Below are 15,362 nucleotides of genomic sequence, written 5' to 3'. Positions count from 1 at the left end.
GAATAAGAAAGGAGCAGGATGTGAATGGGGAATACAGACCAGGAAAAAGTGACGATTGATAAAGAAGAGTACGAGCGTTTAACAAATCTAGTTGAACGATTGAAAGAAGATAAAAAGGAAATGGAAGCTGAATTCAAACAAATTATTTCCAATATCCTTGATGAATTAAAGACAAACGAAAAGGCTGAAGAAAAGCAAATTGCTTCAGGGAATGCAAAAATAAAAGAACAGGCTCAAACAATTGAAGAGTTAACTAGAAAGCTAACTCGATTGCAAAATTCCAAATTAGGTAAGCTGCAAATGAAATATTGGGAGCTAAGAAAGAAAAGAAGATAAAAAATAAACAAATTTAATTAATTTACAAGGATAGGAGGGAAATCGGTGCAAAACAGAGAGCCTATAGAAATTCATCATTATGATGATAAATGGCCTGAAAAAACAGAATCAACATATGAAGTACTTATTCAGTATACGAATGAGTTAACCATAAAAGCTCGGCAAATAAGTCAATTTCCAAGGCCATTAATTATCTATTATGATAGTCAAAAAAAGGTGAACAAAAAAATAAATTCAGAATACACTTATATAGCTAAATTGAATGGTGAAAAACAAGGAAGCTTGCAAGTGCAGCAAGTCATTGTAGGCTATGATAAAAACAACGAAAAAATCTATGTCCAATACAATCCATTAGGCTGTGAGATGAACCTAAGTTTCCCGGAAGAGGTTACAAGCTATTCAATTGGTCTTCGTTTAACTGGAGAGGGAGAAGCGACTCTATCGGATCTTTCGATAGTAGCCTATGAAATACCAAGCTCGGAAAGTAAACAGGAATTATATGATCGCTATAAAGAGATTGATTACCTGATTGTAACGAATGTCTATCCTGAAAAAAATACTTATTATCAAAATATGTTTATTCATAAAAGAGTTTTAGGATATAAGGAAAAAGGACTAAAAGTTGCGATTTACCGACTTAATACTTCACCGGTTAGCGTAGCTAACTATGAATATGAAGGTGTACCTGTATTTATTGGTGGAGAAGGAGTATTATCCGCTTTATTGGATACAATAGCTGTAAAAAAGGTACTCTTTCATTTTATTAACGAAAAAATGTATCGTGCAGTTCGGAATTCAAAGGCACGGAATACACCGAAGATTGTTTGGGTACATGGGTTTGAAACGACAAAATGGTACCGTCGATGGTTTAATTTCTATGATAATCCGAAAAACTTGCGTGATAGCTTGGAGCATGCGAAAAGAAATCAGCAGCAATTAGATTTTATGCATGACATCTATACGGCAAAGGATGACGACATTAAATTTATTTTTGTTTCAAAGTGGTATAAGGAAAATGTTGCCGAAAAGGATACAAGTACGATCATTGGAAATTATCGGATTATCCATAACTTAATTGATGATTCATTATTCAATTACGTGGAAAAGCCTGCTGAGCAAAGATTAAGAATTTTAACGGTTCGACCATTTGCTTCACGGACATATGCCAATGACTTAACGGTAAAAGCAATTTTATCTTTAAAGGACAGGCCGTTTTTTAATGAGCTTGTTTTTGATATATATGGTCAAGGTCCTTTGTTTGATGAAGTTGTTGAACCACTTCGAAACATACCAAATGTCCATTTGCATAATTACTTTTTGTCGCAACAGCAAATTGCTGAACAACATAAAACACATGGCGTATTTTTAAGTCCATCAAGAATGGATTCTCAAGGAGTCTCTTTAGGAGAGGCAATGTCAAGTGGATTGGTGCCTGTTACAAGTGCTGTTTATGCAATTCCCGAATTTATTGATGAATCATGTGGCTTTCTTGCAGAGGGAGAAGATTACAAAGGGTTGGCAGATGCTATTGAATATTTGTATAAACATCCTGAAGTATTTTTGGAGAAATCAGCAAAGTCAGCAGAGCGTATTCGCTATCAGTGCGGGAAAAACAAAATGATTCAACAGGAAATTGAAGAAATATTATTATAGATTATGTTAGAGCTTATTGTTGATTTCTTTCTTGCGGTGAGTGTGTGTTGTGACTCTTTAAGAGAGCGTGTTAAACCATACTGGCGCTAACATCGGGGAGGCTTCGGACTGCACGCGAGAGGCGAACACTGTAAGAGGAGATCAACTATTAAGCTTAGCAGTGCTTAAGTTTTTAATAAATTCATGATTGTGATGCATTTATGGCAATTTTAGTAACAAGATTGACAGGGTTCTAGTGAAGTTGTAATGTTTTTAAGGAAGAACATTAAACAGCTTTACGATCAATAATTGGAGGAATTAATTATGAAGCTAGTTACATTAGGTCTTGGCTATATAGGCCTTCCAACATCAATTATGTTTGCAAAACACGGTGTAGACGTGTTAGGTATAGATGTTCAACAAAAAGTTGTTGACTCTTTAAATCAAGGAAAAATACACATTGAGGAGCCAGGACTTCAGGAAGCACTTGAAGAGGTAATGGCATCAGGTAAGTTTAAAGCATCTACAGCCCCTGAAAAGGGTGATGTGTTTATCATTGCTGTTCCAACTCCAAATCGAGATGACCAATATAAATCTGTAGATTTAAAATATGTTCTAAGTGCTGTTGAAATGATCATTCCTTATTTAGAAAAGAATAATACGGTTATTGTAGAGTCTACAATCGCACCTCGTACAACGGATGATCATGTTAAGCCATTACTTGAAAAAGCTGGATTTACAATTGGAGAGGATCTTTTCCTTGTCCACTGTCCAGAACGAGTTTTACCTGGCCAAATTATGCACGAGCTTATTCACAACAACCGGATCATCGGTGGAGTAACTGAAGCGTGTAAGGAAGCTGGTAAAAAGGTATATGGTACATTTGTTCAAGGTGAATTAATCTTAACAGATGCAAAAACAGCTGAAATGTCTAAACTAATGGAAAACACATACCGTGATGTGAATATTGCCTTAGCGAATGAGCTTGTAAAAGTTTGCACGAAGCTAGGCATAAATGCGTTGGATGTTATCCAAATGGCGAATAAGCATCCTCGTGTTAATTTGCATTCACCAGGTCCTGGTGTTGGAGGTCACTGCTTAGCTGTTGATCCTTACTTTATCGTTGCTGAAGCACCTGACCAAGCGAAATTAATTTATCAAGCACGTGATATTAACGTTTCAATGCCTTCCTTTGTTGTTGAGCATACAGCGAAACTTTTGAATGGTCTAGAAGGAAAGAAAATTACAGTATTTGGCCTAACTTATAAAGGAAATGTTGACGATATTCGTGAAAGTCCAGCAATGGATATTTACGGTATGTTAAAAGCATCTGGTGCTGGGGAAGTTGTTGCTTATGACCCACATGTGAATTTGGAATGGGTAGAGCAAGATATGGAAAAAGCCGTAAAAGATTCAAGTTTAGTTTTAATCCTAACTGACCATAATGAATTTAAGGAATTCAACGGCTCAGAATTTGCTGGTATGGCAACGAAGCAAATTTTTGATACGAAGAACATTGTGAAGCAATCACCTTCTGATGTTTCGTATATTAACTTTGGAAACCTATATGATTTTGTTTAAAGAAATGAAACATTAGTGAATATTTACTCTTATTTTGCGACCATATTCGACTATGGTCGCCTTTTACTTACTAAATCTTTGACAAAATTCTAGTTAAACTTGAAAGCTGTTCTAAGTAAGTTTATTATAATTAAGATGCAACATTTCGTTAGTTAGGAGAAGCTGTATGTTACTAGAAACATTTAAATCAATTAAAGCCAATAAAGATTTAATCTACCATTTAACTGCTTCTGACTTCAAAGCAAATACATCAAGAACATACTTTGGATTTACGTGGTGGATACTAGATCCAATCTTTTATATGGCTGTCTTTTACCTATTAGTAGTCGTGATACTGGATAGAGGTACTCCTAATTACCCGGTCGTTATTTTTACGGGGTTAATTCCGTTGAAATTTGTTACTGCTTGCCTTGTAGATGGGACAAATGCAATTTCCTCTAAAGGGAATATCTTGCAGCAAGTTTATATACCAAAGATTATCTTTATTTTGGTTAGACTGCTCGTTAACTGTATAAAATATCTCATTAGCGTTGTCGTTTTAATCTTATTCTTGGCGATTTATGGTATAGATTTCACTTGGAACGTTCTTTATTTCCCAGTTATTTTTATTATTAATGCGATCTGTTTGCTAGGAGTCATGATATACCTAGCACATCTAGGAGTCTTTTTAAGAGATATAAAAAATATGATGCAATATATTTCAAGAGTTTTAATGTATCTTTCACCAGTACTGTTTGAAATGAGTACCGTTCCTGAAAAATTAGTTCCAGTTTTATATTTAAATCCTTTTACGACTTTCCTTGAATCCTATCGAGACGTGTTAGTATATGGAAAGCCTCCAGAGTTTTTACCGTTATTCCTATTAACCGTTATTTCGGTTGCTATTTTATACTTTGGATTACGTTTGCTTAATAAAAATGAAAAAGAATATGCTAAGGTGATTTAATTGACACAAAATATAATTGAAATTAAAGATCTTTGGGTTTCTTATCCGGAATTTACCGAGAAACCTCTCAAAAAGTTATTAAATCTCCATAAAAAAGAAGACCGGTTTTGGGCGCTTAAAGGCTTAAACTTTGAAGTGAAAAAAGGAGAGGTGCTTGGTGTCATTGGGCGAAATGGCTCTGGAAAAAGTACACTTTTAAAGCTTCTTAGTGGATTGATTTCTCCAGATAAGGGGGAATTTAATATTTATGAAGATGAGCATCCTGTTCTTCTCTCATTAGGGGCAGGTTTTCAGCCGGAGCTTCCGGGAATTGATAATATTTATCTGAATGGCTTATTGCTAGGTCATAACAAGAAAGCAATTGATGAAAAGGTAGAGGATATTATCGAGTTTTCCGAATTAGGTGATTTTATTTACAAGCCTGTTCGTACGTATTCAGCAGGGATGAAATCGAGACTAGCCTTTGCTACGGCGATTTCTTTAGATCCTGAAATCTTGCTTATTGATGAAGTGTTAGGTGTAGGGGATACAGCCTTCCAACAAAAATGCCGTAATGCCATCATGGAGAAAATTAAACAGGATCGAACAGTCATTTTAGTGACGCACTCCTCGAATTTAGTTCGCTCGATTTGTGATCGAGTGGTATGGATTCATTTAGGGGAACAAAAGGCAGTGGGGGAAACTGGACCTATCGTAACAGAGTATGACCAGTTTATGAAAAGGACCGTAAAATAATGAATATACTTATGCTCCTGTATAAAGATATTCATTTCGATGCGAGAGTAAAAAGGGAGGCATTGGCATTAGCTGAAGCAGGCCACCAAATCTATTTAGCCTGTGTGAGGGAATACCAATCGCCACCCCCCCACATACATAACAATATAAAGCTCATTCGAACAAATATATCAGTGAAAAGCATTAAATCATCGATTTCAAATGGGACAAGCACAAAGAAAAAGCCGACAATACTAAATAGATTGCTAGTATGGACAGTGCGAACACCAGTTGTAAAAATCATCAAAGATTACCTTGCTTATTATGAATTTTATAAAAAGGTGAAGTCGAGTGTTAGCGGGATGACGATTGATGTGATTCATTGTCATGATTTAAATACTCTTTGGCAAGGCTCGATGCTTGCAAAGGATTTTTCAGCTAAGCTTGTTTATGATTCACATGAAATATTTAACGAAATGGCAGGTAGAAATCGCCTTGATCGAATAGTTGGGTATCGGGTTGAAAATCTCTTGTTTAAAAAAATTGACTATTTTGTAACAGTTAATGAATTTTTAAGAGATTATTTGTTTGAGAAAAACGGTAAAAAGCCGAGTGTGCTTATTCAAAATATCCCGATATTTGATCAACAAGACCTAAATGCTAACCAAGATATGTTCGCTAAGTATGGATTTACAAAAGCCGACACCATTCTTCTTTACCAGGGAGGCTTTTCACCTTACCGGGGATTAGAATTAATTATAAAAGCAATGGGGAAATTACCAGCGCATTTTAAATTAGTCATGATCGGATCAGGTGTTTTAAAGGAAGAATTAGAAAAATTAGTCACAACTCTTCAGCTGGAACAGAGAGTTTTTTTTCATGAACAAGTACCATCTGAGGAATTGATGAAATATACCGCTCAGGCACATATCGGTCTTGTTATGTACGAGAAAGTATCTAAAAACAATTATTATTCAACTCCGAATAAAATCTTTGAGTATCTGCAAGCAGGAATACCTGCCGTATCATCTAATCATCCAGGAAAATCGGTTATTATTGAAAAATATAAAACAGGTGTACTAGTTGATGAGAATGTTGAAGCGGTAGTAAACGGGATACATGAAGTCATGAATGAGTATAATCAATTTCAAGAAAATTGTTTTCAAGCTCAGAAGGAATTAACGTGGGATAATGAGAAACAAAAGCTAGTTCAGCTCTATCAGCAATTGGCGGAACAGTCATAAGGATGAGACCTTCAGTTCATATATAAAGCTTAAAGGAGAGTAATAGCATGGACCGTAAAATAAAGGTAATGACAATCTTTGGTACAAGACCCGAAGCGATAAAAATGGCGCCACTAGTGTTAGAATTAGAAAAATTTCCGAATGAAATCGAATCAATTGTTACGGTAACAGCGCAGCATCGTCAAATGCTTGACCAAGTTTTAGAGCTATTTAACGTAACGCCAGATTATGATTTAAATATTATGAAAGACCGCCAAACATTAACAGGTGTAACAACACGTGCATTGGAAGGCTTAGATAACGTTATGAAGGAAGTAAAGCCAGACCTTGTGTTAGTTCACGGTGATACAACGACAACGTTTGTTGCTAGCTTAGCGGCTTTTTATAACCAAATTGCTGTCGGTCATGTTGAAGCAGGACTACGAACATGGAATAAATATTCTCCATTCCCTGAAGAAGTAAATCGACAAATTACAGGTGTTATTGCTGATCTTCATTTCTCACCAACTGATAAGTCTGAGGCGAATTTATTACAGGAAAATAAAAAAGCCGATACGATTTATGTAACAGGTAATACAGCGATCGATGCACTTAAAACAACGGTGAAGGATACGTATACTCATGATGTAATTGAGAAGCTTGGTTCAGACCGTATGATTTTGTTAACAGCACATCGAAGAGAAAATCTTGGCGAACCAATGCGTAACATGTTTCGTGCAATTAAGCGTCTTGTTACTGAGCATGATGATGTTCAAGTTGTTTACCCGGTTCATTTAAATCCAGCTGTTCGTGAAGTAGCTGATGAAATTCTTGGTAATGATCCGAAAATTCATTTAATTGAGCCGTTAGGTGTCTATGATTTCCACAATTTCGCTTCACGTGCTCATATTATCCTAACGGATTCAGGCGGTGTACAAGAAGAGGCACCATCATTAGGCGTACCAGTTCTCGTTTTACGTGATACTACAGAGCGCCCAGAGGGTATTGAAGCAGGTACATTAAAGCTTGCTGGAACAGATGAAGAAACAATTTATAAGCTAGCATATGAGCTACTTAACAATAAAGAAGAATATGAAAAAATGTCGAAGGCCTCAAATCCATACGGTGATGGACAGGCATCAAATCGTATTGTTCATGCGATTCTTCATTATTTCGGAAAAAGTGAAGCAAAGCCGGAACGCTTCCAGCCATAAGTATAAAAAAACGGCCAACTACTAAAAGTTGGTCGTCTTTTTATGTAACTTATTCAGTTCTTTCTTCGTTAAATGTTGTAAAGCATCTGACAATTGCTTTGCAAGCGTCTCTCGATTAAAAAACTGAAGAAGCTTATCTCTGACATTTTGTCTAATATTTTGCAGCTCTTCAGGATGAGAATGGGCATATGACAGAGCCCGGATAAAGTCAGCTGGGTTTTCCGGTTCAAAGGAGTAACCTGCTTGATATGTTTCGACAATATCCTTTGCTTCCCCATCAACACCGATTAAAATAGGTGTCGACATTGACATATAGTCAAATACTTTAGAAGGAATTGTTATATTGAATAATGGATGTTTTTTTAGTGAGACAATTCCAATATCTGCAGCTTCATAATAGGTAATTAATTCTTCCTTTTTCATACTATCGAGGAAGATCACATTCGAAAGCTCTAATGATTTAGCTCGCTCAATTAATTGTTGCTTCTCAACCCCTTCACCGATAAACATAAACATATACGAAGGGTCGTCCTTTAATTCATTTGCAGCAGTTATAATTGTCTCCAAACCTTGGGCAGCACCGATATTTCCTGCATATAGAACAAGGAATTTATCCTCAATACCGTAATGCTTTTTTACTTGGAGACCTGAGTCTGTGTCCCTAATGTCTAACGAGTCAGGGTTGACTCCGTTAGGAATCACCGTTATTTTATCCTTAGGTATGCCAAGTTCAATTAAACGCTGTTTATAGCCTTGAGTAACAACAACAATATGGTCTGCTTTATTATAGAGAAATTTTTCAAGCTTACGAGCTAGATTTAATATCTTTTTATTTTTAAATTGCCCTAATAGTTCGGCAAAATCGACCCATAGATCGCGGATTTCAAAAACAAATTTTGCCCGGTGAACACGGCTTAAGAAATATCCAGTTACCCCTTGGAACAGTTGAGGGGAGGTTGCATAGATAATATCGGGTTTTTTGACTAATAGTCCTGAAAAACAGCTAGAAACCATAAATGATAAGTAATTAGCGATTCTTCGTATGGAGCTTGTCTTCGTATCTCTTATTCGAAAGGAACGATAGACCGTTAGTTTATGATGCTTCTCTTTTGTAAAAAACTTGTTTATAGGCTTTGAATTTGGAAAGGTCGTAAGGACATGAAGATCATGGCCTAGATCTGCTAGATTTGAGCTCATATCAAATGCACGTCCTTGTGCAGCACCGATTTCAGGTGGGAAATGTTGAGTTATATAGACGATTTTCATAGTAGCTCCCTTTCCATAAAATATTAGGAATTATCAATATTATAGTGTAAAGTATAAAGGGAAAAGTTACAACTTGGATATTGAAAAAGGTAGGATATTTTATGACGAAAATTTGTGTTTTAACGACTGTCCATCAAGCGTATGACGGACGGATTTATCATAAACAATGTAAATCATTAAAAAAAGCTGGCTATGACGTAACCTTGTTAGCACCTAAGCCTGATAAAATGATCAAGAATGATGGTATTAACCTCATTCCGATCGAAAAGCCAAAAAATGAATTGAAGCGGTTTTTACATGCGTTCAAGGTTTTTAAACTAGCGAAAGAAACAAAGGCTGATTTGTACCATTTTCATGACCCAGAATTAATTCCTGTCGGGGTTCTGCTTCGGATTTTTACGAGGAAGCCTGTGATTTTTGATGTCCATGAGCATTATCCAAACGCGATTATGAGTAAAAAATATTTAAAGTCTTGGCTAAAGAAGCCAATTAGGCTTGCCTACGAAATCATCGAAAAACTATCTCTACCGATTTTATCGGGAGTCATTTACACGACAGAAGAGATTGGAAAACGGTATAAATCATATACTAGCTGTAAGATTGAAAATTATCCATTGACAGATATGTTTCCGCCACTTCAAAAAGTGAAGGGAGATCACCATACTCTGTTATATTTAGGTGGGATTACTCGAATAAGAGGAATCGAAGAGTTAATAGACGGCTTTGCAAAGGTAGCTATTGAACGGCCAGAGGCAAAGCTCTTATTTGTTGGTGGCTTTGAATCAGACTCATTTGAACGAGAAATAAAACAAAAGGTAAAGGAACATCATTTAGAGGAAAAGGTACAGTTTAAAGGCAAGGTTCCTTATGAGCAAATCGAGGAGTATTTATCAACAGCTTCAATTGGGATTATTCCTTATTTACCTGTGCCGAATCATTTAGTCTGCCTGCCGAATAAGCTGTTCGAATATATGGCGGCAGGGGTAGCTGTTATTTCTTCTGATTTTCCCCATTATCGAAAGGTTGTTGAGTCTTCTAGCAGTGGTCTGCTCATCGATCCTGAGAGCCCACAGTCAATTGCGAAGGCGATGATTTCGCTATTAGATGATGCGACATTAACCGATGAAATGGGGCAAAACGGTCGAGTTGCTTTTGAAACGAAATATAATTGGAATTCTGAGGAAGAGAAACTAGTTGCATTCTATCGAAAAATTTTGACTAAATAACAAATAGATGAATTATGTTAAATGTATATGTTTGTTTTCTTACGTAATTGATAATAGTAATAGATATGTCATAAATTTTAAGCAAAAAACAATTGAATCTTTAATAATTTTTGCTATGATGGAATAAGTGTAAATTTCTCACACAAGTGGGTGGAACTATGCATTCTTATATAGACTATATTGTAGCGTTTATTCTTTCATTTACAGTTGCTGTCTTCATTACGCCTGTCGTTAAGAAAATTGCAATTAAAATTGGCGCAACTGATAAACCAAATACACGAAAAATTCATAAAGATATTATGCCAAGACTTGGAGGTCTCGGAATCTTCATTGGTGTAATAGCCGGCTTCTTATATTTACAGCCACATTCAATCTATATGAAGGAAATTGTGATAGGCGCTTTCATCATTATATTAGTTGGTATTTTAGATGACAAATATACATTACCAGCAAAGTATAAATTTATCGGACAGCTCATTGCTGCGATTGTTGTTGCGTCATCAGGACTTCTAATTGAAAAATTTAATATTCCTTTTTATGGACTTGTTGAATTAGATTATTTAAGCTATCCGGTGACTGTCATTTGGATTGTCGCGATAACGAATGCGATCAATTTAATTGATGGCCTTGATGGCTTAGCAGCAGGTGTATCATCAATCGCTATGACTAGTATTCTAATTATGGCCTTTGCTGATTCACAATTTTTAGTTGTTGCCCTTTGCTTTATTTTGATCGGAAGTACATTAGGCTTCCTTGTTCATAATTTTTACCCAGCAAAGATTTTTATGGGGGATACAGGGGCATTGTTTTTAGGATACTCAATATCGATCATCTCGATGTTAGGGTTATTTAAAAATATAACAATATTTAGCTTTATCATTCCGATTGTTGTTTTAGCAGTCCCAATCTTTGATACAGTATTTGCGATTATTAGGAGGCTTTTAAACAAAAAGAGTATTGCTGCTCCTGATAAGCTACACTTGCATTATTGTTTAGTTAACTTAGGCTTCAGCCATCGCTCTGCTGTTTTAATCATTTACTTCTTTAGCGCATGCTTTGGGTTTTCGGCAATTATCTTCTCAAATGCAACGCTATGGATTTCATTATTGTTAATGATTATTTTATTGCTAGCACTGCAATTCATTGCTGAGATAGTAGGGTTAATTGGCATCAATCGAAGACCATTAATTAATATGATTCGAAAGATCTCTCAAAAGAATAATTAAGATGAAGAAAATGCCCAACCTATTTTATAGGTTGGGCATTTTTTGATAGTTAAATAAAACTTATAAGAAAACCCAGGGGTTGAATAACCTCTGGGTTTATTTATGCTATTCTGTTTCTGATTCATAAGAACTATCTGATGAATCATCAGAACTCTCAGATGATGATGAAGTAGATGATGAGGTTGCGGATTTGAGTCCTAAATGTACTTTTAGCTCGTCTTGAACTTCTTCAACACTTTCCTCGTCAGGGAACCAATAGGATATATCATCAATATCATCACTTGCACCTTCAAGCGTTACGGTATCAATATCGTTTGAATTAAAGCCTGAATATTTTTGGTAAAAACCAAGCAATTCAGATACTCGCAAGTTTGTTTCAACGTTCTTTCCGACCTCAGCTGTTAATTTATCAACCTTTAAGAGCGTACCAGCAGAAGCGATTTCGTCGATGATGGCTTTTACGACTTCCTGCTGTCGTTCGTTACGACCAATATCACCTAGAGGGTCTTTCTTTCTCATCCTCGCATAAGCTAATGCGTGACGACCGTCTAACTCCATAGGTCCTTCATAAAACTCAAGCTTCTCTGCTTTAGGGTCATCACTGTTTTGTTCGAAATCAAATGGAACATCGACAGTGATCCCTCCTACAATATCAACAATGTTTTTAATTCCATCAAAATTGACTGTTGCATAATAGTCAATTGGAATATCTAAGAAATCCTCGACAGTGTCAATCGTTAATTCTTTTCCGCCCTTTGAATAGGCGTGGTTAATTTTATCCTCCCCTTTTCCAGGGATTTCCACGCGAGCATCACGTGGAATACTTAATAGCTTCATCGATTGATCTTTAGGATTAAATGTTGCCACCATTATCGTATCGGATCGGCCACCTTTACCTCCACTTGAATAATCCTCAATCCCTAATAATAAAATCGAAACCGGATCATTTGAAATGCTAACTGCTGATTCACGTAACTTTGATTTATCTCTACCTAAATCATCATAGGATTCATTTGCCGCACTTAATGTGTGGTAAAATACCCATCCAAGATAACCTGCTACACATACGAATACTAATAGGAGAAAAAATAAAAATCTCCTTAAAATAGGATGCTTGCGTTTCCTCTTTTTTTTCTTTGCTTGACTTCTATTCATAAATTTCTCCTCTAAATGTTAAATTTGTACGTCTTGTTCTAAATAAACGACATCACCATCAACAATTTCACTTTGTCCATTTGTCATTTCAGTCATCCAGCTAATAAAGTCAGCTTTTTTATCTTCTTCCACATAGGTTTCCACTTCGACATCATTTAAATAATGAATATCCTTTATTAAATAGTTGGAAGCTCTTAATTCATTTTCCACTTTTCCTAACCATGTATAGTCTATTTTTGTATGCATAATACACATTAATTTTCGTTCAACGATGCCTGTCGCATTTAGGCCCTCTGAAACTGATTTTCCGTAAGCGCGGATCAGTCCGCCTGTGCCAAGCTTAATGCCACCGAAATAACGGGTGACGACGACAACAGTGTTTTTTATGTCGCGTTTTTTCAAAACCTCAAGCATCGGGACGCCAGCTGTGCCACTAGGCTCCCCATCATCGTTTGCCTTTTGGATTTGGTTGTGTTCTCCGATAAGATATGCTGAGCAATTATGATTTGCATTAGGATGCTGTTTTTTTATTTTTTGGATAAAGCTTTGAGCGTCATCCTCAGTAGTGACTCGCTCTGTATAACAAATAAACCTTGATTTTTGGATAATTAGTTCATGCTCTCCATAGCCTTTTACGGTATAATAATGAGAAAGCATGCTTGTACACCTCCTGACAAGCGAGCGAGTTAGGGACATGTTTCGCGTTTTTTACAGTAAAAAAAACGATCAGCAAATATGCTTCTGCTGATAGCAGTCCTATTCTATTATAAAACGACATTTTTTGTACTTCAATCGTAATCTTTTGACAAACGAAAAAGAATCATGTAGTAAAATGTGACAAAATGTAGAATATTAAAGAAAAAATTACATAAAAACAAAGGGGACATAAATAGGAGGAATGCCGTATGAACCCGATAAAACTTGATAGTAAGCTGTTAGACGAAATAATAGATAAAATGATCCATACTGTTGATTCAAGCAAGGATGAAATTTTTCAAATTGGTGAACAGTCACGTCAGCAATATGAATCACTTGTTGAGGAATTAGCTGATATTAAACGTCAAGTAAGCATTGTGATTGAAGAAGGAGATAAGCTTGAGGTTCATTCAAGAATTGCTCGTAATCGACTTGCACAGGTGAGTAAGCATTTTAAGCAATTTTCCGAAGATGAAATTCGTGAGGCATATGAAAAAGCCCATAAACTTCAAGTAGATCTTTCAATGATGCAGCAGCATGAGAAACAGCTTAGAGATCGTAGAGATGATCTAGAGCGACGTTTATTAGGCTTGCAGGAAATTATTGAACGCTCAGAAACACTCGTTAGCCAAATTACGGTTGTTTTAAACTATTTGAATCGTGATTTGCGACAGGTCGGAATATTGTTGGAGGATGCCCAACAAAAGCAGGACTTTGGTTTGCGAATTATTGAAGCACAGGAGGAAGAGCGGAAACGAGTATCGCGTGAAATTCATGATGGACCGGCACAAATGCTTGCAAATGTCATGATGCGTTCAGAGCTCATTGAAAGAATTTTCCGTGAGCGTGGAACGGAGGACGGCTTTAAAGAAATCCGCAATCTTCGTGATAATGTTCGAAATGCTTTGTACGAGGTAAGAAGAATTATCTATGATTTGAGACCGATGGCGCTGGATGACTTGGGACTTATTCCAACCCTCAAAAAATATTTAAACACGATCGAAGAATATGATGGGAGAACAAAAATCCTATTTCATAGCATTGGCTGTCTTAGTGACATTCGCCTTCCCCCAAGATTCGAGGTTGCCTTGTTCCGGCTGGCGCAGGAGGCAGTGACAAATGCGATAAAGCATGCGGAAGCAACTGAAATTAATGTAAGGGTAGAGGTTGAGGACGATTATATTAGTATGATCATCAAAGATAATGGAAAAGGCTTCAATGTAAAAACAGTAAAAGAAAACCGAGATAAAAAATCGTTCGGTCTAATTGGAATGAAAGAACGAGTAGAACTGCTAGAGGGAAAAATTACAGTTGATTCCAAAAAGGGGTTAGGTACATTTATCATGATTAAAGTGCCCTTTCAAGTAACAAATCCTGCAAAAGTATGAGAATGAGTACGAAAGACTTATTGACACAAACAATAGCTTATAGAATAGAATATAATGGGGAGGCGTAGACATGAAAACAAAAATTGTTATTATAGATGATCATCAATTATTCCGTGAGGGCGTTAAACGTATTTTAGATTTTGAACCGAGCTTTGAGGTCGTTGCTGAAGGTGACGATGGTGAAGAAGCGTTAGAAATCGTTGAAACACATAAACCAGATGTTGTTATAATGGATATCAATATGCCGAAAGTAAACGGTGTAGAAGCGACAAAGCAATTAATTGAAGCAAATCCAGAGGCAAAGGTAATCATCCTTTCCATTCATGATGATGAGAATTATGTCACACATGCATTAAAAACAGGTGCAAGAGGTTACTTATTAAAAGAAATGGATGCTGATACATTAATCGATGCTGTAAAAGTTGTCGCAGATGGCGGCTCTTACTTACATCCACGCGTAACCCATAATCTTGTCAATGAGTTTAGAAGACTTGCTACTGCAAATGGACAAGCATCCAATCAACCATTGCAGCCAGAAATACGCAGACCATTACATATCTTAACTCGCCGGGAATGCGAAGTTCTGCAAATGCTTGCAGATGGAAAAAGCAATCGAGGAATCGGCGAAGCTTTATTCATAAGTGAAAAAACGGTTAAAAACCATGTAAGCAATATATTACAAAAAATGAATGTAAATGACCGTACACAAGCGGTTGTTGTCGCGATTAAAAATGGTTGGGTAGAAGTAAAGTAATAAAT

General features: G+C 36.3%; 14 protein-coding genes. 11 read left to right on the top strand and 3 right to left on the bottom strand.

Features of this window, described 5'->3' with window-relative positions; genetic code table 11:
- Positions 1 to 24 precede the first annotated feature (24 nt).
- From ACTJJ9_RS06230 to wecB, 7 genes are all read left to right on the top strand, one after another.
- Positions 25 to 336 carry a hypothetical protein gene (locus tag ACTJJ9_RS06230; protein ID WP_145581324.1) on the top strand — a complete coding sequence of 104 codons (312 nt, stop codon included), beginning with the start codon at positions 25 to 27 and terminating at the stop codon, positions 334 to 336.
- Positions 337 to 381: 45 nt separating this feature from the next.
- The gene (locus ACTJJ9_RS06225) at positions 382 to 1,989 is read left to right on the top strand and encodes a glycosyltransferase family 4 protein (RefSeq protein ID WP_145581323.1); all 1,608 of its coding nucleotides are present in this window, start codon (positions 382 to 384) and stop codon (positions 1,987 to 1,989) included.
- A gap of 303 nt (positions 1,990 to 2,292) precedes the next feature.
- The gene (locus tag ACTJJ9_RS06220; protein WP_145581322.1) at positions 2,293 to 3,549 is read left to right on the top strand and encodes a nucleotide sugar dehydrogenase; all 1,257 of its coding nucleotides are present in this window, start codon (positions 2,293 to 2,295) and stop codon (positions 3,547 to 3,549) included.
- A gap of 166 nt (positions 3,550 to 3,715) precedes the next feature.
- On the top strand, positions 3,716 to 4,495 hold the full coding sequence (locus tag ACTJJ9_RS06215; protein ID WP_095299735.1) for an ABC transporter permease: 780 nt from the start codon (positions 3,716 to 3,718) through the stop codon (positions 4,493 to 4,495).
- Positions 4,496 to 5,230, top strand: a complete 735-nt coding sequence (locus ACTJJ9_RS06210; protein ID WP_095299736.1) for an ABC transporter ATP-binding protein — start codon at positions 4,496 to 4,498, stop codon at positions 5,228 to 5,230.
- Complete coding sequence (locus tag ACTJJ9_RS06205) at positions 5,230 to 6,453, top strand: glycosyltransferase (RefSeq protein ID WP_145581320.1); 1,224 nt, start codon at positions 5,230 to 5,232, stop codon at positions 6,451 to 6,453. Before ACTJJ9_RS06210 ends, ACTJJ9_RS06205 begins: the two co-directional genes overlap by 1 nt.
- A 47-nt stretch (positions 6,454 to 6,500) precedes the next feature.
- Positions 6,501 to 7,646 (top strand): non-hydrolyzing UDP-N-acetylglucosamine 2-epimerase, encoded by a 1,146-nt coding sequence (gene wecB / locus ACTJJ9_RS06200; RefSeq protein WP_095299738.1) that lies wholly within the window; start codon positions 6,501 to 6,503, stop codon positions 7,644 to 7,646.
- Between the two features lie 21 nt (positions 7,647 to 7,667).
- Here the strand turns inward: wecB and ACTJJ9_RS06195 are convergent, their stop codons facing one another.
- Positions 7,668 to 8,912 carry a glycosyltransferase family 4 protein gene (locus ACTJJ9_RS06195; protein WP_145581319.1) on the bottom strand — a complete coding sequence of 415 codons (1,245 nt, stop codon included), beginning with the start codon at positions 8,910 to 8,912 and terminating at the stop codon, positions 7,668 to 7,670.
- Positions 8,913 to 9,013: 101 nt separating this feature from the next.
- Between ACTJJ9_RS06195 and ACTJJ9_RS06190 the strand changes: the two genes are divergently transcribed.
- Together ACTJJ9_RS06190 and ACTJJ9_RS06185 are read left to right on the top strand one after the other, a co-directional pair.
- Positions 9,014 to 10,138 carry a glycosyltransferase family 4 protein gene (locus tag ACTJJ9_RS06190; RefSeq protein WP_145581318.1) on the top strand — a complete coding sequence of 375 codons (1,125 nt, stop codon included), beginning with the start codon at positions 9,014 to 9,016 and terminating at the stop codon, positions 10,136 to 10,138.
- A gap of 158 nt (positions 10,139 to 10,296) precedes the next feature.
- Positions 10,297 to 11,364 (top strand): MraY family glycosyltransferase, encoded by a 1,068-nt coding sequence (locus tag ACTJJ9_RS06185; RefSeq protein WP_145581317.1) that lies wholly within the window; start codon positions 10,297 to 10,299, stop codon positions 11,362 to 11,364.
- A gap of 105 nt (positions 11,365 to 11,469) precedes the next feature.
- On the opposite strand, the gene ACTJJ9_RS06180 is transcribed toward ACTJJ9_RS06185, so the two are convergent.
- Together ACTJJ9_RS06180 and ACTJJ9_RS06175 are read right to left on the bottom strand one after the other, a co-directional pair.
- Positions 11,470 to 12,519 (bottom strand): LCP family protein, encoded by a 1,050-nt coding sequence (locus tag ACTJJ9_RS06180; RefSeq protein ID WP_145581316.1) that lies wholly within the window; start codon positions 12,517 to 12,519, stop codon positions 11,470 to 11,472.
- Positions 12,520 to 12,537: 18 nt separating this feature from the next.
- A complete protein-coding gene (locus tag ACTJJ9_RS06175) occupies positions 12,538 to 13,176 on the bottom strand; it encodes a YigZ family protein (protein WP_145581315.1) in 639 nt (212 codons plus the stop codon).
- Positions 13,177 to 13,424: 248 nt separating this feature from the next.
- Between ACTJJ9_RS06175 and ACTJJ9_RS06170 the strand changes: the two genes are divergently transcribed.
- Positions 13,425 to 14,603, top strand: coding sequence for a sensor histidine kinase (locus tag ACTJJ9_RS06170; protein ID WP_145581314.1), 1,179 nt, complete (start codon positions 13,425 to 13,427; stop codon positions 14,601 to 14,603).
- A gap of 70 nt (positions 14,604 to 14,673) precedes the next feature.
- Positions 14,674 to 15,357 (top strand): response regulator transcription factor, encoded by a 684-nt coding sequence (locus ACTJJ9_RS06165; RefSeq protein WP_095299745.1) that lies wholly within the window; start codon positions 14,674 to 14,676, stop codon positions 15,355 to 15,357.
- The last annotated feature ends 5 nt before the right edge of the window (positions 15,358 to 15,362 follow it).

The organism is Metabacillus sp. 22489 (assembly GCF_052044855.1).
Lineage (GTDB): Bacteria > Bacillota > Bacilli > Bacillales > Bacillaceae > Metabacillus > Metabacillus niabensis.
This window is presented reverse-complemented; position numbering and strand designations above follow the sequence as displayed.